The sequence below is a fragment of the Flavobacterium bernardetii genome, from assembly GCF_011305415.1.
Lineage (GTDB): Bacteria > Bacteroidota > Bacteroidia > Flavobacteriales > Flavobacteriaceae > Flavobacterium > Flavobacterium bernardetii.
Map to the genome: position 1 here is coordinate 945,028 of NZ_JAANOQ010000001.1, position 25,790 is coordinate 970,817.

Here is a 25,790-nt window from a genome sequence, read left to right on the forward strand (position 1 = left end):
TATTAATTTACTTTATTCAATCTTAGTGTTACTGCATTTTTGTGCGCTTGTAAACCTTCGGCTTCCGCCATTATTTCAATACTTTTTCCAATATTCTGAATGCCTTTTTCTGTGATTTTCTGAAAGGTCATCGACTTCATAAAACTATCTAAATTCACACCGCTGTAGGTTTTAGCAAAACCATTTGTTGGTAAAGTATGATTGGTTCCTGAAGCGTAATCTCCAGCACTTTCTGGAGTAAAGTTTCCAATAAAAACAGAACCTGCGTTTTGAATTCCGTTAATGAAGAATTCTTCGTTTTTAGAACAAATAATAAAATGTTCTGGAGCATACTCGTTGATTAATTCTAAAGCTAACTGTTCGTTTTCTATTAAAATTAATTTCGATTTTTCAATAGCTTGAGCGGCGATTTCCTTACGCGGTAATTTTTCTAATTGCAAATACACTTCTTTTTCAACCGCTTCTAAAACTTCTTTATTTGTCGTAACTAAAACGACTTGACTATCCGATCCATGTTCCGCTTGACTCAATAAATCGGATGCTACGAAGCTTGGAACACACGTTACATCTGCATAAACCAACAATTCACTTGGTCCGGCTGGCATATCAATTCCCACTCCAAATTGCGTAGCAACTTGTTTGGCAACGGTTACAAATTGATTTCCTGGTCCGAATATTTTATACACTTGAGGAATGGTTTCTGTTCCGAAAGTCATTGCTCCGATGGCTTGAATTCCACCAACTTTGAAAATTTTAGTTACACCACACAAATTGGCTGCATATAAAATAGCTGGATTAATTTTTCCTTGTTTATTTGGCGGCGAACATAAAATAATTTCAGTACAACCTGCAATTTTAGCAGGAATAGCTAACATTAAAACCGTTGAAAACAAAGGCGCAGAACCACCAGGAATGTATAATCCAACTTTTTGAATTGGACGTTTTTCTTGCCAACAAAATACACCTTCAGTCGTTTCAACTTCAATTTTTTGTGATTTTTGCGCTTCGTGGAATTTGAAAATATTGTTTTTTGCTAATTCAATTGCCATTTTTAATTCTTTAGAAACTAAAGCATTTGCTTCTTCCATTTCTTCTTTAGTAACTAAACTATTTACTGAAGTGCTTCCATCAAATAAAGACGTATATTTTTGTACAGCTACATCACCTTTTTGTTGGATTTCTTTAAAAATTCCTTTTACCGTTTCCTCAATATCAGCAAAGGATTGTGTTGGTCGTTTTAAAATTTCTGACCAAGTATTTCTTGTTGGGTTGTTTATTTTTTTCATTTTGTTTGATTTAACCGCAAAGAGCGCAATGATTTTTTTATAATTTATAATACCATTTTTTCGATTGGACAAATTAAAATACCTTCTGCGCCAGCTTCTTTAAGTTTGTCTAATACATCCCAAAATTGTTCTTCATCAATAACGGATTGCACACTACTCCAACCGCTTTCTCCTAAAGGTACAACAGTTGGACTTTTTAATACTGGTAAAATATTTGAAACTTTTTCTATATTAGAATTAGGAACATTCATTAAAATATATTTCGATTGTTTAGAACGTAAAACCGCTTGGATTCGGAATTGTAATTTATTTAAAATGGATTTAGTTTCTTCAGAAATTAAAGGAGAAACCGCTAAAACAGCTTCACTCCAACAAATGACTTCTACTTCTTTTAAACCATTTTTGAAAAGCGTACTTCCACTTGAAACAATATCTACGATAGCATCTGAAAGTCCGATGTTTGGTGCAATTTCAACTGAACCAGAAATTTGGTGAATATCCACTTCAATTCCATTTTTGGCACAAAATTGATTTACAGTATTTGGATAAGAAGTTGCAACTCGTAATCCGTTTAAATCTTGAATGGAATTATACGTGAAGTTTTTAGGAACTGCAACAGAAACTTTACATTTTGAAAAGCCTAATTTTTCTGCAATTTGAATGTTTTTTCCTTTTTCGACAAGTAAATTATCACCAACGATGGCAATATCTACCACACCATCAATTAAATATTGAGGAATGTCTGAATTTCTTAGAAAATAAACTTCTAAAGGAAAATTGGATGCGGTTACACGAAGTTGATCGTTTCCATTATAAATAGAAATTCCGCAGTCTTTAAGCAATTGAATGCTTTCTTCATTTAATCTACCTGATTTTTGAATGGCGATTTTTAATTTACTCATTTTGTTTTAAAATTGAGTTTGAGCCAAAAGAGAAGGAATAAAAAAAACCCGCTTGATTTGACTCAAACGGGTTTGTAATTTATATTTGTTTTACACACATATCAAAATTACCTCGCTTGAGCGTGGGAAAAATGATGGATATGATGTAAAGAGTTTGTAAACATTTTTGTTTTATTAATGTGCAAATATAATGTGATTAATTTCAATTAAACAAATTATTTTTAAAATTTATAATTTGTTTAATCTTTATCTTCAGTAGTTTCAGTCTCAGCATTTCCTTCCGAAGCATTACTATTACTAGTGTTTTCTCTAATTTCTGTATGACGGATTTCCCCACCAGTTGTTCCAACATCTTTAGACAGAAATAGACAAATTGCTGCAATTAATAGCGCACAAATAGAAACAATTTTTTCACTGCTACGTTTTTTTGCAACAGTTACAAATCCGAAAATAGAAACTATACCTAAAACATAAAGCGGTTTCATAAAAAGTTCAGCCGCTTCTTCGTGTTCGTGAATATAATCATGAGAAAAACCTGCCATTTCTTCAACAGCATGTTCGGCTTTGTCACCTGTCATCATAGAGACTTTTCCCATAATCATACAGAAAATAAAAATGATATAAGCGGTTGATTTTAATGTTCCATTGTTCCTAATAATTCCGAATAAAAGAATTAATAATCCAAAAAATAATCCAATAATAGGAAAATGGTTTACTACCATGTGTAAATGCGCGTCGTTCATGATATTTAGTTTTTATAAGTTCTTGTCCGTATAAATATATTAAGTAATTGTAACAAATCTGTTTTTTTTCAAATTATTTATTCTTCTTTATTCTTCAAAACCATTAACAAAGTATACGCATCACTAATAACTACATTTTTGTTTTGTAAGGTTTCATAATTTCTAATTTCTGAAACTTTATCAGTTACAATTCCTATTTGAACTTCTTGCATGGAGAAAGAATTTTTGTTTGCATCTTGTACGAATACGAATTTCTTATCTTCAAAATCTATAATCGCATCATTACTTAAAACAAACGCATTGTTATTATCTATTTGAATACTAGCGTTTATGTAATTTCCAGGAATTAGTTTTTTAGTTGTATTAGAAATTTTCGCATACACTTCAATGGCATTTTCATCGGAATAACTTTTGTTTACAAACTCAATTTTAGTTTCGTAAAAAACATCTGGTTGTGTATTTGTATAGACTTTAATCTTCTGTCCGATGGCTAAATTAGCAGCATCTTTTTCAAATACGTTTAATTTCGCATACATACTTTGGTTGTCCATAATTTGAAATAACATGTCTGTTGCATTCACATATTTTCCAATGTTTACATCAATTTTAGTAATCATTCCAGAAATTGGCGCATAAATATTTACCGATTTTGAAATCGTATTCGCAGTTAATGAAGTCGGATTGATATGAATTAACTTCAATTTTTCTTCTAATGATTTTAACGTGATTCTTTGTTTGGCGAATTCACTTTCAGCCAATTGGAAATTCTTTTCACTAACGGCTTGTGAGGAATTTAGTTCTTTTTGACGAGCAAAATCTTTTGAAGCATAAGCCAATTGCTGTTTCGTAGTTAAATAATCTTGTTGAATTTGCACATAAGATTGGTCTTCAATAACCGCCAAAATTTGCCCTTTTCCAATTACCATTCCAGGCATGACTTTTATAGTTTTAATATATCCACCAAGTGGCATACTTACACTTGCCATTGCATTTGGTGCTAAAGTAATTTTACCGTTTACTTTTATCGTACTTGAAAGTGAAGTATTTGTTAAATTTCCGATTTTAATTTTCGAATTATCTAATTGATTTTTAGTCAATTCCACTACATTTTCTTTAACAGCAGTTTCTGTTGCTGTTTCTTCTTTTTTCGACTGACAAGCTATGGTTAAAGCCAAAATCAGTACTAAATATATATTTTTCATTTGTTTCGATTTAAATTTTAATTGAAATACAAGATTTGGATGATATTGTTATTGTACGATTGAATTTTATCGAAATAATCTGATTTTGCTTCAAGCGCTTGGTTCATTGTCCACGACCATTCCATAAAATTGATATCTCCGTTTAAAATTTGTTTGTTCGCATTTGCGATAATTGAATTGGTATTTGGCAAAACAACCGTTTCGTAATAAGTCAAAACTTCTTGATTATTAGCTTGTTTCACTGCATATGTATTCCATATTTTTTGCAATTCTTGTTGTTGCATCGTTGTTTTATCGGTTAAAATGGTTTCGTTCATTTGAATTGCTTTTTGTCGGGCTTTGTTGGCCGAATTAAAAACAGGAATTCCTAAACTCAATTGAAACGATTGAAATCGGTCGTTTTTCCCATAAAAATTATTATCTGCGCCATTTCCTTGCATGGTTGTACTAAAATATCCGACCGCAACATCTGGAATTAAAGCTGACTTCTCTATTTTTAAAACTGAAGAATTAGCTTGTTTTTCCAATGCTAACATTTGCAACGCAACATTATTCGAAACAAAATCTTGTGAAGGTAAATTTTCAATTTTGGCAGATTTATAAATCGGTTCAATATTTTCAGTGACTTGTAGTAAATATTGTAACTGAGCCACCACTCTGAATTTTTCTTCCTGAATTAATTTGACTTGATTTTTAATCTTTACCATATACAATTCCGCTGAACTTTTTTCTAAAGCATTGCTTTCCCCATATTTCAATCGCAAATTAGCTTTTTGGATAAAAGCTGCGAAAATAGAATCCGTTTGTTTTATTACTTTTTCTTTTTCTGAAACCACTACTAAATCGTAAAAAGCTTGCGTAATTTCCTTTTTTATGGCATTTTCTGAAAATTTATAGTTCATTTGAGCCATTTCAGCTTGTTTTTCGAACCATTCTTTTTTCTTAGCGTTTACAAATGGAAAACTAATATTTTGAGAAACGCCAAACCTGTTATCTGTGTAAGCACTATTTAATTGACCGATTTCTCCAACTAAATTTAAACTCGGTACTTCATTAGCAGAACGAATTAAAACTTTAGCGGCTTCCGCTTTTTGTTTTTCGGTTTTCAATTGAATATTATTTGAAATTCCGATGGTTAAGGCTTGTTCTAATGTCATTTTATTTTGTGAAAATGAAGTCGAAGTTCCTAATAAAAGTAAAACAGATACTACTATATTTTTATTCATTTTTATTTCTGTTTTTTGTTCGAATACCAAGTATAAAATCGGTAAAATAAACAAGGTTAAAAATGTTGCAATTAGTAAACCACCAATTACTACAGTGGCTAACGGACGTTGTACTTCTGCACCAGAACCGTTACTGATTGCCATTGGTAAGAATCCTAATGAAGCTACGAATGCCGTCATTAAAATTGGTCGTAATCTTTTTTTAGTTCCGTTCATAATAACTTTAATAGTATCTAAATTTCCGCTAGCTTTTTGCGAATTAAATTCGGCAATAAGCACAATTCCGTTTAAAACGGCGACACCAAAAAGAGCGATAAATCCGATTCCAGCACTAATACTAAAAGGCATTCCGCGAGCGGCTAAAAATAAGATTCCACCAATTGTAGATAAAGGAATTGCCGTATAAATTAACAAGGCTTGTTTAACTGATTTGAAAGCAAAATACAACATCAAAAAGATTAAAAGTAAAGATATAGGAACTGCAATCATCAATCTGTCTTTTGCAGCGTTTAGGTTTTCGAAACTTCCGCCGTACGTAATATAATAACCTGGTGGAAATTTAATTTTGGCATTGATTTCTTTTTCTAATTCGCCCACTAAACTTTGTACATCTCTATCGGCATTGAATCCTACTACAATTCTTCTTTTCGCATCTTCACGTTGAATTTGATTTGGACCGCTAATAATTTTAACATCAGCTAAAACATAAAGCGGAATAGTTGTTCCCGTTTTGGTTGGAATTAATAGATTTTCGATGTCAATTAAGTCTTTTTTCTCTGTATTACTTAATTTCACTACCAAATCAAATCGTTTTTCACCTTCAAAAAGTAAACCTGCAGTTTGCCCAGCAAAAGCGGTATTCACTACTCTATTAATTTCATTTACACTTAAACCATATTGCGCCATTATTGGGCGTTTATAGTTAATAACCACTTGTGGCATTCCACCGATTGGTTCTTCGTATAAATCTTTTGTTCCTTGAATGGTTTTTACAATTTTTCCGACTTTACTAGCATAAATAGAAAGCGTATCTAAATTTTCTCCAAATATTTTACATACAACGTCTTGTCGTGCACCCGTCATTAATTCGTTGAAACGCATTTGAACTGGATATTGAAATCCGGCTGTAATTCCGGGAACATCTTTTAAAGCTTCGCTCATTTTTTCGGATAATTCATTGAAAGTTGAAGCGGAAGTCCATTCACTTTTATCTTTCAGAATTACCATCATATCGCTAGCTTCCATTGGCATAGGGTCGGTTGGCACTTCACCACTACCGATTTTAGTCACTACTTTTTCAACTTCTGGAAATCTGTCTTTTAAGATTTTAGCGGCTTTTTGTGTCGAAGCCATTGTCGTATTTAAATTACTTCCTGTTAAAACTCTTGTATCGACAGCAAAATCACCTTCTTCCAAAGCTGGAATAAATTCTCCACCTAAAAATGACATCACTACAATCGAAGCAAAAAACACGACAATTGTTGAAATAATGATTTTTCTTTTGTTGTTAATCGCTTGAACTAATCGTTTTTGGTAGATATTTTCCAAATACGCCATCATTCTTTCAGAGAAATTATTTGGATTGTGTTTTAAGTTTTTCAACACAATTGAGCTCATCATTGGAATATAAGTTAGTGATAAGATAAATGCGCCAATTAAAGCAAAAGCAACTGTTTGCGCCATTGGTTTGAACATTTTTCCTTCGATTCCGTCAAGTGAAAAAATAGGTAAATACACAATTAAAATGATAATTTGTCCGAAAACGGCACTGTTCATCATTTTTTTAGAAGAGGATTCCACTTCGTGATCTACATTTTCTTTCGTTAAGGCAATGGCATTTTCCTTTTTATGATGCGAATAAATTTGATGTATGACGGCTTCGACAATAATTACGGCGCCATCGACAATTAAACCGAAATCTAACGCGCCTAAACTCATCAAATTTCCGCTTACGCCGAATAAATTCATCATTATAATCGCAAAAAGCATCGCTAATGGAATTACGGAAGCTACTAGAAGTCCAGCTCTAAAATTTCCTAAGAAAAGTACTAAAACAAAAATTACGATTAAAGCTCCTTCAATTAAGTTTTTTTCAACCGTTCCGATGGCGTTGTTCACCATTTTGGTTCGATCTAAAAAAGGTTCGATGATGACACCTTTTGGTAGTGTTTTTTGAATTTGAGCAATTCGTTCTTTTACATTTTTGATAACTTCGCTACTGTTTGCGCCTTTTAGCATCATCACAATAGCTCCAGAAACTTCGCCTTGATCGTTATAACACATCGCGCCGTAGCGAGTAGCAAATCCGTTTTTGATTTCTGCGATGTCTTTTAAAAATAAAGGATTTCCAGTTTTTGAAGTTAGCGCGATGTTTTCAATATCTTCTTTAGATTGCAGTAAACCTTCTGTTCTAATGAATAAGGCCGTTTCATTCTTTTCGATGTAACTTCCTCCTGTATTCTGATTATTGTTCTCTAAAGCATCGAAAACTTCATTAATCGTAATGCCGTGTGCTTTTAATTTATTTGGTTGAATACTGATTTCTAATTGTTTTAGTTTTCCACCAAAACTACTGACTTCAGCCACGCCTTTTACACCAGATAATTGTCTTTTAATAATCCAATCTTGTATGGTTCTTAATTCTGTAGCGTCGAATTTTTTTTCGTAGCCTTTTTCTGGGCGTACAACATATTGATAAATTTCTCCTAAACCTGTAGAAACGGGTCCTAATTCAGGAGTTCCCATTCCTTTTGGAAGTTGGCTTTGGACTTGTTGCAACCTTTCGGAAACTTGTTGACGCGCCCAATAAATATCTGTATCGTCATCAAAAACTATGGTGACTAATGACAATCCGAATCTAGAGAAACTTCTAATTTCTTTTAATCCAGGAATGTTGTTATTGACTTGTTCAATTGGAAAAGTTACTAAACGTTCAATATCAGTAGCTCCAAAAGAAGGCGCAATAGTAATAACTTGAACTTGATTATCAGTAATATCTGGAACTGCGTCTATTGGCAATTTTCTTACATTGTAAATACCAATAGCTATTAATGCAAGGGTAAATAACGCAATGATGAGTTTATTCTTTACAGAAAGCTCTATTATTTTATTTAACATGAGAATGTTTTTAATTTATGAAATCACCAATAACAAAAAGTTTGCGCAAGCAAACACCAATTAATTAAAAAGGTGATACATATGTTACAACTAAAAAATAAATTTTAAACATATGAATAATAAAATTATCAACTATAGCAGGTGATATAATTTATTACGATAAAATAGTTTTCGGCGGTTGCCAAATAGAAGTAAGAAAACTGGATGTATTTACTTGACTTTCAAAACAAAAAGGTTTTTGTACTGAAACTGAATAAACGATAAAATTGAAAAAATTAGTAGTTTCAGGTAAACTTAAAACCACATTTGGATGATTGTCTTGGAAACTTTTGAAAGGTAATTTCATGTCTTTTTCGTAATCTGCATCTTTCACATTTCCGTTTAAATAATGCATTTCTAAAAAAGTAAGTACTGATAATTCTTCTTTATCATTATGCTCGTAATAATGTTCCACAAGCAATGGAGCTTTCAAAATCTGATGTAATTCAGTCATTGAAAACATATAACATAATAATAGAAATATAGTTATATACTTTTTCACTTGTACAAAATTAGTTAAATCTTACCTAAAACATTAAAAAATTAAGTTAAAATTAACCAATTACAGAAACTCCAATTAATTTACCAATTCCAAAAGTAATAGCTGCTGCTAATAATCCGAAAAGAACTTGTCTAAATCCAGAATACCAAATACTTTTTCCTGTAAATAAAGTTATGATAGCACCAATTAAAAATAATCCTACAGCACTTAATGATGTACTAATAATCACAGCTTTCATTCCACCAAAAAAGAAAAATGGAGCTACTGGAATTACTGCTCCAATAGCAAAAAGCACAAAAGAAGTTATGGCTGCTTCCATTGCTGAACCTTTTAAATCTTCTGAGTTAATTCCTAATTCTTCTTTTATTAAAAAATCATGAGCAGTTTCTTTATTTGAAATGATTTCTGTTGCCATTTGATTCGCTTGTTCTTGCGGAATTCCTTTCGACATATAAATTAGAGCAATTTCTTTTCTTTCACCTTCAGGATTTGCTTCTAATTCGTCCAATTCTAATTGCATTTGATTTTCGTACAATTCTTGCGAACTTTTCACAGAAATCCATTCACCTAAAGCCATTGACAAAGCTCCAGCCAACAAACCTGCTAAACCCGCTAATAAAACTTCACTTTGACCACTAGTGGCGCCAGCAATTCCCATGACCAAACTAAAATTGGAAACTAAACCATCATTTCCTCCTAAAACAGCAGCTCTTAAAGCATTTCCTCCAACAGAACGATGTCTTTTTTCAAAACGTGCTAAGTTAGAACCTGAAACTTTAGTATTGTTTTCAAGAATATTTTTTAAAATAGTTACGTGTGCTGTATCAGAGATAGATTGTGCAGAACTATATTTTTTTCTGGCACCAATAACTGAATTTGAAATACTTTTTTCAGTATCTAACAAAATACCCAAAATATAATCGTAACCAAAAATTTTTCCAATAGAATTAATAGTTTTTGCTCGAAATGAAGGTAATGGCAAATCGGATTCCGTTAGATTATTTTTTTGAATGAAAGCCACAGCGTGACTGTATTCAATTTCACTCATTTGCTTAAAAACTTCAGCAACAGCTTCATCCTCTTCCTTTTCGACTAAAATACCATATAAATAACTCGCGTCGATTTCAGTCTGAATACTTTTTAAACTAATCATAGGTGAATTTATAATATTATAATAATCCGTTATATTTTCTGGTGAACCATTCTGTAGTTAAAGATACGGCTAAAATAATCAATAAAAAAATCCAATCAATAAGTGGTGAATTTTTGATAAGTGACTTTTCTACAGGTAAATAGGTGTCTTTTTCAAGTAATTTCTGAATCAATTTATCGATTTGGTTTGGATGAATAACTTCTCCTTTATTCTGATTGGCTAATTGTTGTAATTTCGATACATCTGGATTCACAAACTGTTTTTCTACATCGAAATCTAACACTTCAAAAGTTCCGTTATAACTCGCATTACTAGTTGATTCTTTCACTTTAAACGCATAATTTCCTGGTTCTAAACCGTCAAAAATAGCTTGATAACCATTATTGGCTTTAGAGAAATTATAGTTTTTGGTCGACTTCGTGTTTTTATTCGTTAGGTTGATAGAAAGATTGGCGTTTTCTTCCAATTCATAGCTTTTATTGAAGTATTGCGCGAAAATTTCAATCGTTTCACCAGAATTATAAAAACTTTCATGTTCTACTAAAAGTGATTTTTTAGCCGAATTTGTAGATAAATATTGAATTATCTTATCAATAAACTGATCGTATTTTTCATAAGATTGATTGATAACATGGCTTTCCATTCGCCATTTCCAAGAGTTTTCTCCTAATAAATACGCACTTCTACTGTTTCCTTTTTCTGAAAAAGTTAAGATAGGATTTCCAACATCAATTCCGTTTACTTTGGCAGTTAATAAAGTATTTAAATTCCCTTTTTCCGTAATTTTTCCGAAAGGATTTTCTAACGGTGGCAATTGAGCAAACTGAATATCGTTTTGTGCAAAAAGATTAAAACCAGTCAAAAATGACGAAGTGAAATCTTCTTTTTTGTTCGTTAATCGGAACTCTAAATCGGATTGCATTTGATTTAATAAATTAAAATCAGTAGACATTCCGGTTATAGTAAACGTGTTTATTCTTAAGTTTTTATTTGCCTCAAAAACTTTTCTAAAAGAAGCTGTTGGTTGATATAAAACTAATAAGTTATATTTTTTTAAATCACTGACTGGATTCGTTTTAAGCAAAGTTACTTTACGTTGTGCGTTAGATTCAATTGCGCGCTTTAAAGCACCTAAATCGGGATGAGAAATATCCGAAATGATAGCGATTTCTTTTCTTTGATCAATTACTTCAACTGCGAAATTTTTGACATTATTATACGTGTTTTTTTCTTTCGTTGCAGAAGAAATTACTGCTTTATATTTTTGCAATCCTACTCTATCCGCTTCTAATAAAATTTGAACCGATTGTACTTTAATCTTTTTATCGAAATTAATAGCTTGACTTGAGATTTTCTTACCATTTTTTTCAATAGAAAAATTCGCTGAAATGGCTTTGCTTCCATTGTATTGCAAGAACACTTCCACTGGGAATTTATTCTTTAGAAATGCGTATTTATTCGCGTTAAGCTGATTTATTTTTATATCGAAAGTCGTGGTTGTATCACCTAAAACAACTGGAAAAACATTTGCTGTTTCTTGAAAACTATATACATAATCGTTTCCAATAGTCTGATTTCCATCGGTTAATAAAACAACAGGATAAAAAGTATTTTTGTTCAATTGCTTTAAATTCGTAGCAACATTGTCAATATTAGATTGATTTCCTTTGAAATCTAGCGGTTTACCAGCAAAAAACTCTTCATCAAAAGAATACGTTTGAATTTCGAATTTTTCTTTTAATGCTGAATTGGAAGTTAATTTTTCGAATACTTCTTTTTCTACATCATTGGCTTTTAATTCGGATATTGAACGAGAATTATCTGCGACAATGGCAAGTGGGATTTTGTTAGTTTCAATCGATTTTCTAGAAATTACTGGATTAATTAGCAATAAAAGCAAAGAAAACACCGAAATAAAACGCAAAAAAGCCAATAACCAATTTGTTTTGTTTTGGTTATCGGCTTTAAATAAATATTGGTAAAAGGCAACAGCTCCAGAAATAATTACTGAAAGTAGAATTAAAAGAATGGTGCTTGTTGTCATTTATTTAGTTTATGAGTTTATATGGTTAAAAGTTTAAAAGGTATTGTGGTTATGGATTGTGTGAAAATTATTTTATAGCTGAAACTTGTGACTTATGTAAGCCATCAATTAGCATATTTACTTCTGTAATTTTTTCTCTAATTTGAATGTATTGATTTTCATCTACATATTCAAAATCGTGACTTAAAATAACTTGATTTAATAACTCTAATGAAGAACTATAAGCTATTTCAGAAAATCTGGCTTTATCTTTCATAGAGCTTCTTCCTGAGCCTTCCGCTAAATTTGATGCAATTGAAATGGAACAACGTCTCATTTGACTGGTTAAACCAAATATTTCATCTTTTGGAAAATTTTTAGTTGTTTTGTAAATCAAAATTGCTAATTCTCTACCTTTTTGCCAAGCTATTAACTTTTCAAAACTAAATATTCTCATTGCAATTTAATATTTACAATTTTTCAACACAAAACCTTTTAAACCTTTAACCATATAAACTTTTAAACCTTTTTTACAATCTTAAGTCAACATTCCACCATCAACGTTAATAACTTGTCCTGTTACATAAGCACTCATATCTGAACTTAAGAACACACAAACATTAGCTACGTCTTCTGGAGTTCCACCACGTTTTAATGGAATAGATTCTCTCCATCCTTTTACTACATCTTCGTTTAATTTAGCAGTCATTTCAGTTTCAATGAAACCTGGAGCGATAGCGTTGCAACGAATGTTACGTGAACCTAATTCTAATGCGATAGATTTAGTAAAACCAATCATACCAGCTTTAGAAGCCGCGTAATTGGCTTGACCAGCATTTCCTTTTACTCCAACAACAGAACTCATATTTACGATAGAACCTTTACGATTTTTAAGCATGATTTTTTGAACTGCTTTTGTCATATTGAAAACCGATTTTAAGTTGATATTCATTACGGCGTCAAAATCTTCTTCAGACATACGCATTAATAAATTATCTTTTGTAATTCCGGCATTGTTGATTAAAATATCGATATTTCCAAAATCAGCCATTACATCATCAACTAGTTTTTGAGCTTCGTTGAAATCAGCAGCGTTTGATTTATATCCTTTAGATTTAATTCCTAAAGCGTTTAATTCGTTCTCTAAAGCCAACGCAGATTCTGCAGACGAACTATATGTAAATGCAACATTTGCTCCGTTTTGTGCAAAAACTTTTGCAATTCCACTTCCAATTCCTCTACTAGCGCCAGTAATAATAGCAACTTTACCTTCTAATAATTTCATATTATATTAATTAAATTTTTAGTTTCTAATAAAAGTCAAATATAATAATAATTTAAAGTAATAAAAAACATCTTTTGTATTAAACCTTTTTGTTTTTTGTTAGTCTAATCCTTACCAACCTAAACTTACTTTTATGAAACTAACTAAAATTTTACAATTCTGTGTACTTATTGTTACTTTATCTTCTTGTAATGATACTAATGAAGAAACTTATACTGAAATTACAGCAACTTATCCTGCGGTTGAAGCAGAATTTGGTAGCTCAGTAGATTTGAAGAATTTAGCCAATTATGCTAATCAAACCATCCCAGCTTATATTACAAAAGACAATAGCGGATTAAATGCAATTTCAGATAAAGGTGCGACTTTAGGAAGAGTTTTGTTTTATGACACCAAAATGTCAGCAAACAATACTATTTCTTGTTCAAGTTGTCATAAACAAGAAGTTGCTTTTGGTGATAATGTTGTTGCTAGTACGGGAGTAAACGGAACAACAGGAAGACATTCGATGCGATTGATTAATACTCGATTTGCTACGGAATCTAAATTCTTTTGGGATGAAAGAGCGGCAAGTTTAGAAATTCAAACTACGATGCCAATTAAAGATCATGGTGAAATGGGATTTAGTGGCACTGGTGGAGATTTATCTTTTAATGATTTGATTATAAAGTTATCTGCAGTTGATTATTATAAAGAATTATTCAAATTTGTTTATGGTTCTGAAGAAATTACGGAAACTAAAATTCAATTTGCTTTGGCACAATTCATAAGAAGTATCCAATCTTTTGATTCTAAATATGACATTGGAAGAGCAAGCGCCCCAAATGATGGTGTGAATTTTGCTAATTTTACAGCTCAAGAAAATCAAGGTAAAAATTTGTTTTTAACTCCTCCAGCTTTTAATGCATCTGGTGTGCGAACTGGAGGTGGAATTGGTTGTGCAGGCTGTCATAGAGCTCCAGAATTTGATATTGATCCTAATTCTAGAAACAACGGTATAATTGGAACTATTTCAGGTGTTGGAATTGATATTACCAATACTAGAGCTCCTTCTTTAAGAGATTTAGTAAAAGTCGATGGTACTTTAAATGGACAAATAATGCATACTGGAGTAATTACTTCACTTCAAGCGGCGATTGGACATTATGGTACGATTACAATTGCACCAGGAAATACCAATTTAGACCCAAGATTAACACCAGGCGGATTTGGACAACAATTGAACTTAAATGCAACAGAAGTAAATGCGGTAATTGCGTTTTTAAGAACGCTTTCTGGAACTGATGTTTACACGAATACAAAATGGTCAAACCCTTTTAATTAAAAACAAAAATCCCGCTCTAATTATTTTAGAGCGGGATTTATCATATCTATTTATTACTTAGAAAGCTACATTCCATTTTGGAAGTGCACCATTTTCATCTAAATAACTTTGTAAAACTGTTGCTTCTACAAATGTTGGAATACCTTTTACTTTTTCAGTAAATGTTTCATACCAAACAACTTCTAAAGATTCAATTTCTTCTTTTTTCATTTGTGCTGGCCAAGAATATTTTCTTCCTGTTTTAGCAAATTGGTGTCCGTTTACGATTTTATCGTACAAACCACCGCTTTTTACTTTTAAAGTTCCATCGTTTTGTACTGTTCCAGTTGAACCAACCATGATTAGTTCTTTTGCTTCGTTAGTTGTATCGTACACTAAGAAAACACCACTTGCACCATCTGGAGCATTACAAACTTCTTCTAAATTTAAATCTGTATTAAATAAAAAACTATTTGTTGATTTGTATTTTTTTAATTCTTTTTCCATTTTTTTTAATTTGCCACGAAGACACAAAGGCGCTAAGTGATATTGTTTGAATTTTCACAAAGGCAAAAAATTGTTTTGTGAACTTGATTAATATAATTAATAAAAGCTCCATAAAAAGGAGCTTTTATTACTATGTATTTTAAATACAGGATATTATCCCATAATTTCTTTTACTTTTTTACCAATTTCTGCAGGAGAATCTACTACGTGAATTCCACATTCTCTCATGATACGTTTTTTAGCTTCTGCAGTATCATCTGCACCACCAACAATCGCACCAGCATGACCCATTGTTCTACCTTTTGGAGCAGTTTCTCCAGCGATAAAACCAACAACTGGTTTGCGGTTACCATCAGCTTTAATCCAATGCGCAGCATCAGCTTCTAATTGACCACCAATTTCACCAATCATAATGATACATTCTGTTTCAGGATCGTTCATTAATAATTCTACAGCTTGTTTAGTTGTAGTTCCAATAATTGGATCTCCACCAATACCAATAGCAGTTGTGATTCCTAAACCTTGTTTTACTACTTGGTCAGCAGCTTCATATGTTAAAGTTCCTGATTTAGAAACAATACCTACATTTCCTTTTTTGAAAACGAAACCTGGCATAATACCAACTTTAGCTTCACCTGGAGTAATAACACCTGGACAGTTAGGACCAACTAAACGACAATCTTTACCTTGGATAAAGTCGTACGCTTTAATCATATCTGCAACTGGAATTCCTTCAGTAATACAAATAATTACTTTAATACCTGCATCGGCAGCTTCCATAATAGCATCTGCAGCAAATGCTGGCGGAACAAAAATAATTGAAGTATCAGCACCGGCAGTTTTTACAGCATCTTTTACTGTGTTAAAAACTGGACGGTCTAAATGTAAAGTTCCACCTTTACCTGGAGTAACTCCACCAACAACGTTTGTACCATATTCAATCATTTGAGAAGCATGGAAAGTTCCTTCACTTCCTGTAAATCCTTGAACTATAATTTTTGAATTTTTATTTACTAAAACACTCATGATGTTATTTGTTTTTTAAAAGTTGAGCAAAAGTAAGTTTTTTGCGAGTAATAATTTAATTTTTTTAAATATTTTTTTAAGCTGGTCGGCTAATTTGATAACCTTTTATGATTTTATTGTTTTCGAATTCCCAAATAGCGATAAATCTTCCGATTAAAATCAAATCTTTCTGATTTTCTATACTTGCTCCAAAATGATTAAAAGTAATTGAAACTGAATCATTTTCAGATATTAAATGTAAAATTTCTGAGTTGAAAATAGAGAAATTGTCTTTTAGTTCTGTAGCTAAATCTAATAATGATTTTTTATCTTTAACTAATAAACCTTCAGAACTGTGCCATTCTAAAAGCACATTATCATGTAGCACATCATTTAAAAAATCTCTGTTTCTTAAACCATCATTAGCATATAATTCTTGTACAATTTCTTTTGGAGTCATTATTTTAGTTTTTGTATGATTTCAGGAATTCGTTTAATATTTGCCAGTTGTTTTAATTTTTCTCTTGATTCTTCAATTGGAGTTCCAAAATACGATTTTCCACCTTCAACAGATTTTGTTACGCCAGTTTGTCCCATAATTACAGCTTTCGCTCCAATAGTGATTCCGCTAGTGGTTCCAACTTGTCCCCAAAGTGTGACTTCGTCTTCAATAATTACACAACCTGCGATTCCGGTTTGAGAAGCGATTAAGCATTTTTTACCGATTACAGTATCGTGTCCAACATGAACTTGATTGTCAATTTTAGTTCCTTCGCCGATAGTTGTGTCGCCTGTAACGCCTTTGTCAATTGTACAAAGTGCACCAATTCCAACATTATTTTCAATCACTACTCGCCCACCAGAAAGCAATTGATCAAAACCGTCTGGGCGTTTTTTGTAATAAAAAGCATCGGCTCCTAAAATAGTTCCAGCGTGAATAATTACGTTATCACCAATTACAGTATTATCATAAATGGAAACATTAGAATGAATTAAACAATTTTTCCCGATTTGAACGTTATGTCCAACAAAACAATTCGGTTGAATTTTTGTTCCTTCTCCGATTTTTGCTGAATCTGAAATAGAAACATTTGAAAATTGAAAAGGTCTGAAATATTTGGTTAACACATTAAAATCTCTAAACGGATCATCAGAAATCAATAAAGCTTTTCCTTCAGGACATTCTACTTCTTTATTAATAAGTACAATTGTTGCCGCAGATTGCAAGGCTTTGTCGTAATATTTAGGATGATCTACAAAAACAATATCACCAGGTTCCACCACATGAATTTCATTCATACCACGAACTGGAAAATCATCAGTTCCAATATACTTAGAATTGATGATTTCAGCAATTTGTTTTAAGGTGTATGTTTTGTTAAATTTCATTTATTTCAATTACTCTTTTACACGTTCCATATAAGAACTAGAGGTTGTGTCAATTTTAATTTTATCACCTTCATTAATAAATAAAGGTACATTTATTGTTGCTCCAGTTTCTACAGTTGCAGGTTTTGTTGCATTTGTAGCTGTATTTCCTTTTAAACCTGGTTCCGTATATGTAACTTCTAAAATAATAGATGCTGGCATGTCTACTGATAAAGGTAAATCTGTTTCAGTATTAATTTGAACCATCACATTTGTACCTTCTTTTAATAAATCTGGTGCATCTAAAATGTTTTTATTCAAGGTAATTTGTTCAAAAGATTCGATATTCATAAAGTGAAAATCATTTCCTTCAGGATATAAAAATTGGTACGTTTGAGTTTCTACTCTTACCACATCAATTTTATGACCTGCTGAAAAAGTATTATCTAACACTTTTCCATTAGTTAATGATCTTAATTTTGTTCTTACAAACGCTGGTCCTTTTCCAGGTTTAACGTGTAAAAATTCAATAATTTTATAAATATCGTGGTTAAATTTTATACATAAACCATTTCTAATATCTGATGTACTTGCCATTTTGTTTGTTTTAATTTTATGTTTTTAATAATTTATACGCTTCCAGTATAACCTTTCATGATACCACGAGAAGAATTTCTGATAAAATCTAAAATTTCATCTCTTTCTGTAGTGGCTTCCATTTCTGCTTCAATAATACTCATAGCTTGAGAAGTATTGTAGTTTTTTTGGTATAAGATTCTGTAAATATCTTGAATTTCTCTAATTTTTTCAGTCGAAAAGCCTCTTCTTCTTAATCCTACTGAGTTTATTCCAACGTAAGACAAAGGTTCTTTTGCTGCTTTTGAAAAAGGTGGTACATCTTTACGTAATAGAGAACCACCAGAAATCATTGCGTGATCTCCAATTGAAATAAACTGATGCACTGCAGATAAACCTCCAACTACAGCATAATTCCCAACAGTTACGTGTCCGCCTAAAAGTACTCCATTTACAATAATTACATTATCACCAATAATACAATCGTGGGCAATATGTGCCGTTGCCATAATTAAGCAATTATTACCAACTACTGTTTTTCCTGCAGCAACTGTACCTCTATTTATGGTTACACATTCTCTAATTGTAGTATTATCACCAATTACAGTTAATGAATCTTCTCCACCAAATTTTAAATCTTGTGGTACGGCAGAAATTACGGCTCCTGGAAAAATATTACAATTTTTACCAATACGAGCGCCTTCCATAATGGTTACGTTAGAACCTATCCAAGTTCCTTCGCCAATTTCTACATTATTATGAATGGTTGTAAAAGGATCGATAACTACATTTCTTGCAATTTTTGCTCCTGGATGTACGTATGCTAAGGGTTGATTCATAATTAATCGTTTTTAACTTTTACAATTTGTGCCATTAATTCTGCTTCTGAAACTAATTTTCCGTTCGCATAAGCATAAGCTTGCATGTGACAAATTCCTCTTCTGATTGGAGTAATCAATTCACATTTAAACACTAAGGTATCGCCTGGTAAAACTTTTTGTTTGAATTTTACATTGTCTATTTTCATAAAAAATGTAAGGTAATTTTCTGGATCTGGAACAGTACTTAAAATTAAGATTCCTCCTGTTTGTGCCATAGCTTCAACTTGTAAAACACCTGGCATAACTGGTGCTCCTGGGAAATGTCCTACGAAGAAAGGTTCGTTCATAGTTACATTTTTCAATCCAACTACATGCGTATCTGATAATTCTAAAATTTTATCTACTAATAAGAATGGTGGTCTGTGTGGTAACAAATCCATAATTCCATGAATATCTAAAACAGGTTCTTTATGTAAATCGTAAACTGGAATGTTGTTTTTCTCTTCTAGTTTAATAATTTTTGATAGTTTTTTCGCAAATTGAGTATTTACAAAATGTCCTGGTTTATTAGCAATCACTTTACCTTGAATTCTTGTTCCAATTAAAGACAAATCACCCACAATATCTAATAATTTATGACGAGCAGCTTCGTTTGGAAAATGCAACGTCAAATTATCTAAAATTCCGTTTTCTGTAACAGAAATAGATTCTTTATTGAAAGCTTTCTTTAAACTTGTCATTGTTTCTGAAGAAATTTCTTTATCTACATACACAATTGCGTTATTTAAATCGCCTCCTTTAATTAAACCATTATTTAAAAGCGCTTCTAATTCATGTAAAAAACTAAACGTTCTACAAGCTGAGATTTCAGATTTGAAATCAGAAATATTCTTCATGTTGGCATTTTGAGTTCCCAATACTTTCGTACCGAAATCAACCATTGCCGTAACCGAATAACTTTCACTTGGTATGATAGTAATTTCGCTACCTGTTGCTTCATCTAAATACGAAATAACATCTTTTACAACGTATACTTTTCTTTCTGCTTCTTGTTCTACTGAACCTACTTTTTCTAATGCTTCCACAAAATATTTTGAAGAACCATCCATAATTGGTAACTCTGATGAATTTAATTCGATAATTACGTTATCTAAATCACAACCAACTAAAGCAGCTAATACATGCTCAGGAGTTTGAATCATTACACCTAACTTTTCTAAATTAGTACCACGTTGTGTATTTACTACATAATTGGCATCGGCTTCGATAATTGGAGCACCTTCTAAATCGATACGTACAAATGTAAATCCGTTGTTAACTGGTGCTGGTTTAAAAGTCATTGTTACTTCCTGACCAGTATGTAATCCTACACCTGTTAATGAAATTTCGCTTTTTAAAGTCGTTTGTTTTAACATGATTTTATTTATTATCTTTTTTTAATTCTTCTAAATCTTTTATAATTTTTGGCAAGTTTTTAAAATGTACGAATGATTTTGCGAAATCACCATAATTAAAGGCTGGACTTCCTTGTACCACTTCACCATCTTTTAAGCTTTTACCAATACCAGATTGCGCTTGTATTTTAATATTGTCGCCAATTACTAAATGTCCTGCAATACCAACTTGACCACCAATCATACAATTTTTACCAATTTTTGTAGAACCTGCAATACCTGTTTGCGCTGCAATTACAGTATTTTCTCCAATTTCAACATTATGGGCAACTTGTATTTGATTATCCAATTTGGCACCTTTTCTAATAATTGTAGAACCTAGTGTGGCTCTATCCACAGTTGAACATGAGCCTACTTCCACATTATCTTCAATGATTACATTTCCAATTTGTGGTACTTTAATATACGTTCCATCTTCTTGTGGTGCGAAACCAAAACCGTCCGAACCAATAATAGTTCCGGAATGAATGGTTACATTATTTCCAATCTCCGTTTCCGAATAAATTCGAACGCCTGCAAAGAAAACACAATTATCTCCAATAACCACATTATCACCAATGAAACTATTTGGATATATTTTTACATTATTCCCAATTTTTACATTTTGGCCTAAATAACAAAAGCTTCCCAAATATAAATCCGTGCCGTATTGAACACCTTCTGATATCATGGAAGGCTGTTCTATTCCAGACTTCATCAATTTTACTTGATTGTAATATTCTAACAATTTTGAAAAAGCTTGATACGCATCATCCACCTTAATTAAAGTGGCTTTTACTTCTTGTTCTGCTTCAAAAGTTTTATTCACAATAACAATTGTAGCTGCTGTTGTGTAAATATAATTGACATATTTTGGATTAGCTAAAAAAGTCAAAGAACCTTCAATTCCTTCTTCAATTTTAGATAATTTATATACTTCAGCATTCGGATTTCCTATAACTTCTCCTTCTAAAATGCCTGCTATTTGTTCTGCTGTAAATTTCATCTATTATGCTTAAAATTACTATCTGTATAAGATAGAACTCGCTTTTTTTCTCTATTTCATTAACAAAAAAACTAATTTTTGTCCATTTCATCTGTGCAAAAATATAAAAATTAACCTTAATCTATAACTTTCGGATAACAAATAAAATATTTGGTTACCGTTTTAGACAATGCTTTTAAATGCATTTGGTCTGATGCTTCCACAACCGTTTCAATAGTTTTATCCTTTTTTAAGATGCGAATCGGTTCTGATGATTTGCTGTAAGCTTCGTTTTTTATCTTTCCTTTAAACACAAAATATTCTACATCTTTATCGGAAAGATTATATTGCTTTGCATACTTTTCTTTTAAATCTAACCATTTGATTTTATCTATTTTATCTTCGCTTAGCTCAATCTTTAGTAGATTACGATTGATGATCATTTTACTTAATGAACTCAGCACAAAATCATCATGATATTGCCATTGTTTAATCGCACCCAACACATCATAATCGTCTAAATTAGAAAATTTATCTAAGATCGTTTTATCAATTTGATTTAATTCGATTTTGTTATTCAAGAAAAACAATAAAAACGGACTTCCGAAAAGCACTTCGCCTTTTATAGCTAATTCTTTCGCGCGTTTTAAGATTTTGGTTAAAGTCAACTCGGCAACAACGCTGGTTTTATGTAAATACGCTTGCCAATACATTAATCGGCGCGCCATTAGGAACTTTTCAATAGAATAAATTCCTTTTTCTTCCATTACTAAAACGTCATCTTGTACGTTTAGCATCTGAATTAAACGCTCACTATTTACATTTCCTTCATTCACACCTGTGTAAAAACTATCGCGTTTTAAATAATCCATTCTGTCCATATCTAACTGACTAGAAATCAATTGCAACATGAATTTTCTATGGTATTCGCCTTTAAAAACTTGGATAGCTAATGACAATTTTCCGTCAAATTCGGCGTTTAATTGCTCCATAAACAACAACGACAATTCTTCGTGATGCACTTCTTCTACCACACTATTTTCTAAAGCGTGACTAAAAGGACCATGACCTATATCATGTAATAAAATGGCAACGTATAAAGCATTTTCTTCTTCATCAGAAATAGCTACACCTTTAAACTTAAGAGTTTGTACGGCTTTTTGCATAATATGCATACAACCTAAAGCGTGATGAAAACGGGTATGATGCGCACCTGGATACACCAAATACGACATGCCCATTTGAGAAATGCGTCGCAAGCGCTGAAAATACGGATGCTGAATTAAATCGTAAATTAAGGTATTGGGAATGGTTATAAAACCATAAATAGGATCGTTAAGTATTTTTAATTTGTTGATTTGGCTCACAGAATATGTTTTTGTATAACAAATGTAAGAAAAAATAGAATATGTTTTTTAATGATTTGGTTTAAGTCTTATTAGTTAAAATAGTTTTCTCAATTCATTAATCAATATTAATATTGCAAAAATTGCTAAAACAATTGAACTCCCATAAAAATTAGAACCTGAAGCCCATATCATATCACGTTCCTTCCGTTTATAAAATTTATTAGTAAATAAAAGACAAATACTTAATAACAAACATATAATTCCAATTAATAAAAAACTATAATTCATAATAAAGATTATTTTCATCAAATATAAAACTTTTGCCTATTTAAAATAAATAAGCCACAATATTAATAATTCAATACAACGAAATCTAAAACAAACTAAATTGAGCATCTAAAGAAGTGGCTTTTAGATTTACTTCATACGGAAATGCAAAATCGTTGTAATTTGCTCCGGCTAACCAAGCTTTTTCATCATTTGGCTTTAAAATTATCGGCATTCTTTTTTTAATATTATGAATTTCACTCATTAACGCATTAGCTTGTGTAGTTAACATGGAAAAAGTAAGCGCATTTAATTTTTCATTAAAACAATAAATTCCAGCAAAGGCAAAGGACTTTTCATTTTCGATTTCAATTACATATTTTTCTTTTTTGGTTCCTGATTTATTTAACCATTGCCATTCGTAAAACCCATCCGCTACAATTAAACATCTATTTTGTATGGCGTCTTTATAAGAATTAGTAGTTGTAATATCTTCAACTCTGGCATTTAATGTGAAATCTTGATGCTTTTCATCTTTGGCCCAATTGGGTAATAATCCCCAAATTCCCTGATCAAGTACATCTGGATTTTTATCTGTAATAATAACTGATTTAGGATGTTCAAAACCATTAACATAGGCAACAGGTTCTATATTTATTCCTGGTTTTTTCTTAGCATTAAACTGTTTTTCTAATACTAAACCTTCTTTTGTTTGTTTGTAATGAAAACACATAAAAAATAAATTTCTTCATCAAATATAAAACTTTTACACAATTTTTAAGAAAAATTACACTAAACGCAAACTTTGTCATTTCGACGTAAGGAGAAATCTCATTCATAGGAAAACTTTTTAACTTTATGTGATTTCTCCTTACGTCGAAATGACAATTACTTACTCCTTAATCACCTTAACACTTTCTCTTTTACCTGTTTCAGATTGTAAGTGTAATAAATAACAACCGCTTGCAAATTCAGAAATTGAAATTGTGTTTTCAGTTGTATTAATGCTACCTTGTTTGATTAAAACACCAGTTAGAGTAAATAATTGATAAGTAGTGTTTTCTTTTACAGGAACTGTAAATACATTTTGCACTGGGTTTGGATAAATGTTCATTTTTGCTTCTTCAAAACTTTCACTACTTAGTGGTAAACAAGCTTGGGTAGAAAATTTACTAATAAAAAAATCAGAATCTCCACCTTCATTGACTACAGTGTTATTGTTTACATCATATAATGTACCGCCAAAACCACCGCCAATTATATAATCACCTGAAGCGTCTTTTACTATCGCAGCACCAAAATCTGTAGAAGGTGTATTACTAGTAATTTTATTCAAACTCAAACAAGCACCAGTTGCACTATTAATACGAGCTAATAAAACATCTGAACCCTGATTAGCTCCGGGAACAGATATAGATTGGCTACCCCAAGTAAGATTCATAGATAAACTTGCAAAACCACTTGTAAATGCTACTTCCGAATTATTTATTAAAAGACCTGCAAAGCTTCCAAATCCACCTGAATTATTAGGATTTGACACCCATAAAGAACTTATAGCTGTTGGATTCGTTTTCATAACAAAAGCAGTTCCAAACGAGGAATTACTAAATCCTAAAAAGGAATCCATATTTAATCCAGTGATTCCACCCGCTATATAAATATTATTTAATGAGTCAAATTCCAAACCAAAAAACTTCATTGAGCCTGAATCAGTATAGGTGTTTTCGCGTTTCCATAAAAAAGTACCATTGTTGTCATAACAAACCAAAGCCGCAAAATTCACTATTGGCTGTCCATTAATATAAAAAGTGCTAAAAGAGCTTTCTTTAATTATAGTAGCATAATAATACCCATTGTGAGGGTTTCTATAATATTTTACAACCGAGGAATCATAAGTTTGAACTGTACCTAATTGAGTCGCACTAATAAATGTGCCATCTAAATTATATTTTAAAACATAAGGAGTATATGAATCAGTATTACTATTAGTAAAACCACCATCTGCGTAAGTACCAGGTTTCAACCATAAATACCAATAAATGATATCATTTTGCATCTGAAAGTTAAAAGTCCATCCACTTCCACTACCATTAAGTGTAGGTAGAGAAGGTCGTTTTACATATTGTAAAACACCATTTTTATTGAATTTAGCAAAAAAAGTTAAGGAACAAGCTGAACCAGTATTTGAAAAAAAATACTCACTATCAATACGTGAGGGATATGGCTCGGTTGGTGTACCAGGATAAGGATGACAGTCCCCCATACTACCTCCAACATACACATTGTCTTGGCTATCTACCACAACTGAGTTAATAGTTTCATCTCCACTGCCACCAAAAATTTTACTCCATCTATAAGTGCCATCGCAAGCAAAACTAGCTAAAACTACATCTTTTGGAGTTGATCCTGGATTATCAAAATTAATTTTAGGATAACCATCAACATTTAAACCACTCATTGCTACTTTTGATAATACATAATAATTTTTTTCACTATCTGTAGCAATACTGTAAGTAGCTTCATTATCTGCATATGGGTTCTCTACACTACCTCCTCGTTTTAACCATTGAAAAGATTGGGAGAAAGCACTAAAAGCGGCAAAGAATAAAATATATGTTAAAAGTTTTTTCATAATTTATTAGTTTGTAAAAATAATTAACTTAAATCAGAATAATTATTTATACTATTTTCATCAAAT

22 protein-coding genes are annotated in these 25,790 nt (G+C 31.6%); 1 reads left to right on the top strand and 21 read right to left on the bottom strand.

Features of this window, described 5'->3' with window-relative positions; genetic code table 11:
* Positions 1-2: 2 nt before the first annotated feature.
* The 10 genes from hisD to fabG all read right to left on the bottom strand — a co-directional run bounded on the left by hisD (position 3) and on the right by fabG (position 13,478).
* Positions 3-1,286: a histidinol dehydrogenase gene (gene hisD, locus G6N05_RS04630; RefSeq protein ID WP_166125371.1), complete on the bottom strand. Its 1,284-nt coding sequence runs from the start codon at positions 1,284-1,286 to the stop codon at positions 3-5.
* A gap of 44 nt (positions 1,287-1,330) precedes the next feature.
* On the bottom strand, positions 1,331-2,188 hold the full coding sequence (hisG, locus tag G6N05_RS04635; protein WP_166125372.1) for an ATP phosphoribosyltransferase: 858 nt from the start codon (positions 2,186-2,188) through the stop codon (positions 1,331-1,333).
* A gap of 239 nt (positions 2,189-2,427) precedes the next feature.
* Positions 2,428-2,931 (bottom strand): hypothetical protein, encoded by a 504-nt coding sequence (locus G6N05_RS04640; RefSeq protein ID WP_166125373.1) that lies wholly within the window; start codon positions 2,929-2,931, stop codon positions 2,428-2,430.
* Between the two features lie 77 nt (positions 2,932-3,008).
* Complete coding sequence (locus tag G6N05_RS04645) at positions 3,009-4,133, bottom strand: efflux RND transporter periplasmic adaptor subunit (protein WP_166125374.1); 1,125 nt, start codon at positions 4,131-4,133, stop codon at positions 3,009-3,011.
* A 17-nt stretch (positions 4,134-4,150) separates the two neighbouring features.
* Positions 4,151-8,476 carry a CusA/CzcA family heavy metal efflux RND transporter gene (locus G6N05_RS04650; RefSeq protein WP_166125375.1) on the bottom strand — a complete coding sequence of 1,442 codons (4,326 nt, stop codon included), beginning with the start codon at positions 8,474-8,476 and terminating at the stop codon, positions 4,151-4,153.
* Positions 8,477-8,630: 154 nt separating this feature from the next.
* Positions 8,631-8,969: a hypothetical protein gene (locus G6N05_RS04655; RefSeq protein WP_166125376.1), complete on the bottom strand. Its 339-nt coding sequence runs from the start codon at positions 8,967-8,969 to the stop codon at positions 8,631-8,633.
* A gap of 100 nt (positions 8,970-9,069) precedes the next feature.
* Positions 9,070-10,170, bottom strand: a complete 1,101-nt coding sequence (locus tag G6N05_RS04660; RefSeq protein WP_166125377.1) for a VIT1/CCC1 transporter family protein — start codon at positions 10,168-10,170, stop codon at positions 9,070-9,072.
* Positions 10,171-10,186: 16 nt separating this feature from the next.
* Positions 10,187-12,214: a hypothetical protein gene (locus G6N05_RS04665; RefSeq protein WP_166125378.1), complete on the bottom strand. Its 2,028-nt coding sequence runs from the start codon at positions 12,212-12,214 to the stop codon at positions 10,187-10,189.
* A gap of 67 nt (positions 12,215-12,281) precedes the next feature.
* A complete protein-coding gene (locus tag G6N05_RS04670; RefSeq protein WP_166125379.1) occupies positions 12,282-12,650 on the bottom strand; it encodes a four helix bundle protein in 369 nt (122 codons plus the stop codon).
* 81 nt (positions 12,651-12,731) lie between these two features.
* The gene (gene fabG / locus G6N05_RS04675; protein ID WP_166077196.1) at positions 12,732-13,478 is read right to left on the bottom strand and encodes a 3-oxoacyl-[acyl-carrier-protein] reductase; all 747 of its coding nucleotides are present in this window, start codon (positions 13,476-13,478) and stop codon (positions 12,732-12,734) included.
* 133 nt (positions 13,479-13,611) lie between these two features.
* Between fabG and G6N05_RS04680 the strand changes: the two genes are divergently transcribed.
* Positions 13,612-14,802 carry a cytochrome-c peroxidase gene (locus G6N05_RS04680; RefSeq protein ID WP_166125380.1) on the top strand — a complete coding sequence of 397 codons (1,191 nt, stop codon included), beginning with the start codon at positions 13,612-13,614 and terminating at the stop codon, positions 14,800-14,802.
* Positions 14,803-14,859: 57 nt separating this feature from the next.
* On the opposite strand, the gene G6N05_RS04685 is transcribed toward G6N05_RS04680, so the two are convergent.
* The 11 genes from G6N05_RS04685 to G6N05_RS04735 all read right to left on the bottom strand — a co-directional run bounded on the left by G6N05_RS04685 (position 14,860) and on the right by G6N05_RS04735 (position 25,724).
* Positions 14,860-15,288 (bottom strand): hypothetical protein, encoded by a 429-nt coding sequence (locus tag G6N05_RS04685; RefSeq protein WP_166125381.1) that lies wholly within the window; start codon positions 15,286-15,288, stop codon positions 14,860-14,862.
* Positions 15,289-15,441: 153 nt separating this feature from the next.
* Complete coding sequence (gene sucD, locus G6N05_RS04690) at positions 15,442-16,314, bottom strand: succinate--CoA ligase subunit alpha (protein WP_166125382.1); 873 nt, start codon at positions 16,312-16,314, stop codon at positions 15,442-15,444.
* Between the two features lie 76 nt (positions 16,315-16,390).
* Positions 16,391-16,753: a nuclear transport factor 2 family protein gene (locus G6N05_RS04695; RefSeq protein ID WP_166125383.1), complete on the bottom strand. Its 363-nt coding sequence runs from the start codon at positions 16,751-16,753 to the stop codon at positions 16,391-16,393.
* Positions 16,753-17,682, bottom strand: a complete 930-nt coding sequence (locus G6N05_RS04700; RefSeq protein ID WP_166125384.1) for a UDP-3-O-(3-hydroxymyristoyl)glucosamine N-acyltransferase — start codon at positions 17,680-17,682, stop codon at positions 16,753-16,755. The genes G6N05_RS04695 and G6N05_RS04700 overlap by 1 nt, the downstream gene beginning before the upstream one ends.
* Before the next feature lie 9 nt (positions 17,683-17,691).
* Positions 17,692-18,258 carry an elongation factor P gene (efp, locus tag G6N05_RS04705; protein ID WP_166125385.1) on the bottom strand — a complete coding sequence of 189 codons (567 nt, stop codon included), beginning with the start codon at positions 18,256-18,258 and terminating at the stop codon, positions 17,692-17,694.
* A gap of 32 nt (positions 18,259-18,290) precedes the next feature.
* Positions 18,291-19,076, bottom strand: coding sequence for an acyl-ACP--UDP-N-acetylglucosamine O-acyltransferase (gene lpxA / locus G6N05_RS04710; RefSeq protein ID WP_166125386.1), 786 nt, complete (start codon positions 19,074-19,076; stop codon positions 18,291-18,293).
* Between the two features lie 2 nt (positions 19,077-19,078).
* Positions 19,079-20,473, bottom strand: coding sequence for a bifunctional UDP-3-O-[3-hydroxymyristoyl] N-acetylglucosamine deacetylase/3-hydroxyacyl-ACP dehydratase (locus G6N05_RS04715; protein ID WP_166125387.1), 1,395 nt, complete (start codon positions 20,471-20,473; stop codon positions 19,079-19,081).
* 4 nt (positions 20,474-20,477) lie between these two features.
* Positions 20,478-21,497 carry a UDP-3-O-(3-hydroxymyristoyl)glucosamine N-acyltransferase gene (gene lpxD, locus G6N05_RS04720; RefSeq protein WP_166125388.1) on the bottom strand — a complete coding sequence of 340 codons (1,020 nt, stop codon included), beginning with the start codon at positions 21,495-21,497 and terminating at the stop codon, positions 20,478-20,480.
* 116 nt (positions 21,498-21,613) lie between these two features.
* Complete coding sequence (locus G6N05_RS04725; RefSeq protein WP_166125389.1) at positions 21,614-22,843, bottom strand: HD domain-containing protein; 1,230 nt, start codon at positions 22,841-22,843, stop codon at positions 21,614-21,616.
* Between the two features lie 355 nt (positions 22,844-23,198).
* Positions 23,199-23,825, bottom strand: a complete 627-nt coding sequence (locus G6N05_RS04730; RefSeq protein WP_166125390.1) for an SOS response-associated peptidase — start codon at positions 23,823-23,825, stop codon at positions 23,199-23,201.
* A 159-nt stretch (positions 23,826-23,984) separates the two neighbouring features.
* Entirely contained in the window at positions 23,985-25,724 is a 1,740-nt protein-coding gene (locus G6N05_RS04735) for a T9SS type A sorting domain-containing protein (protein ID WP_166125391.1), read from the bottom strand.
* Between the last annotated feature and the right edge of the window lie 66 nt (positions 25,725-25,790).

Excerpts from the sequence above, each read along its gene's own strand:
- G6N05_RS04695 (WP_166125383.1), bottom strand. The coding sequence starts at position 16,753 with ATGACTCCAAAAGAAATTGTACAAGAATTATATGCTAATGATGGTTTA.
- fabG (WP_166077196.1), bottom strand. The coding sequence starts at position 13,478 with ATGAAATTATTAGAAGGTAAAGTTGCTATTATTACTGGCGCTAGTAGA.
- sucD (WP_166125382.1), bottom strand. The coding sequence starts at position 16,314 with ATGAGTGTTTTAGTAAATAAAAATTCAAAAATTATAGTTCAAGGATTT.
- G6N05_RS04685 (WP_166125381.1), bottom strand. The coding sequence starts at position 15,288 with ATGGAAAAAGAATTAAAAAAATACAAATCAACAAATAGTTTTTTATTT.
- G6N05_RS04730 (WP_166125390.1), bottom strand. The coding sequence starts at position 23,825 with ATGTGTTTTCATTACAAACAAACAAAAGAAGGTTTAGTATTAGAAAAA.
- G6N05_RS04650 (WP_166125375.1), bottom strand. The coding sequence starts at position 8,476 with ATGTTAAATAAAATAATAGAGCTTTCTGTAAAGAATAAACTCATCATT.
- G6N05_RS04715 (WP_166125387.1), bottom strand. The coding sequence starts at position 20,473 with ATGTTAAAACAAACGACTTTAAAAAGCGAAATTTCATTAACAGGTGTA.
- G6N05_RS04660 (WP_166125377.1), bottom strand. The coding sequence starts at position 10,170 with ATGATTAGTTTAAAAAGTATTCAGACTGAAATCGACGCGAGTTATTTA.
- hisG (WP_166125372.1), bottom strand. The coding sequence starts at position 2,188 with ATGAGTAAATTAAAAATCGCCATTCAAAAATCAGGTAGATTAAATGAA.
- G6N05_RS04735 (WP_166125391.1), bottom strand. The coding sequence starts at position 25,724 with ATGAAAAAACTTTTAACATATATTTTATTCTTTGCCGCTTTTAGTGCT.
- lpxA (WP_166125386.1), bottom strand. The coding sequence starts at position 19,076 with ATGAATCAACCCTTAGCATACGTACATCCAGGAGCAAAAATTGCAAGA.
- efp (WP_166125385.1), bottom strand. The coding sequence starts at position 18,258 with ATGGCAAGTACATCAGATATTAGAAATGGTTTATGTATAAAATTTAAC.
- hisD (WP_166125371.1), bottom strand. The coding sequence starts at position 1,286 with ATGAAAAAAATAAACAACCCAACAAGAAATACTTGGTCAGAAATTTTA.
- G6N05_RS04700 (WP_166125384.1), bottom strand. The coding sequence starts at position 17,682 with ATGAAATTTAACAAAACATACACCTTAAAACAAATTGCTGAAATCATC.
- G6N05_RS04645 (WP_166125374.1), bottom strand. The coding sequence starts at position 4,133 with ATGAAAAATATATATTTAGTACTGATTTTGGCTTTAACCATAGCTTGT.
- G6N05_RS04665 (WP_166125378.1), bottom strand. The coding sequence starts at position 12,214 with ATGACAACAAGCACCATTCTTTTAATTCTACTTTCAGTAATTATTTCT.
- G6N05_RS04680 (WP_166125380.1), top strand. The coding sequence starts at position 13,612 with ATGAAACTAACTAAAATTTTACAATTCTGTGTACTTATTGTTACTTTA.
- G6N05_RS04655 (WP_166125376.1), bottom strand. The coding sequence starts at position 8,969 with ATGACTGAATTACATCAGATTTTGAAAGCTCCATTGCTTGTGGAACAT.
- lpxD (WP_166125388.1), bottom strand. The coding sequence starts at position 21,497 with ATGAAATTTACAGCAGAACAAATAGCAGGCATTTTAGAAGGAGAAGTT.
- G6N05_RS04670 (WP_166125379.1), bottom strand. The coding sequence starts at position 12,650 with ATGAGAATATTTAGTTTTGAAAAGTTAATAGCTTGGCAAAAAGGTAGA.
- G6N05_RS04640 (WP_166125373.1), bottom strand. The coding sequence starts at position 2,931 with ATGAACGACGCGCATTTACACATGGTAGTAAACCATTTTCCTATTATT.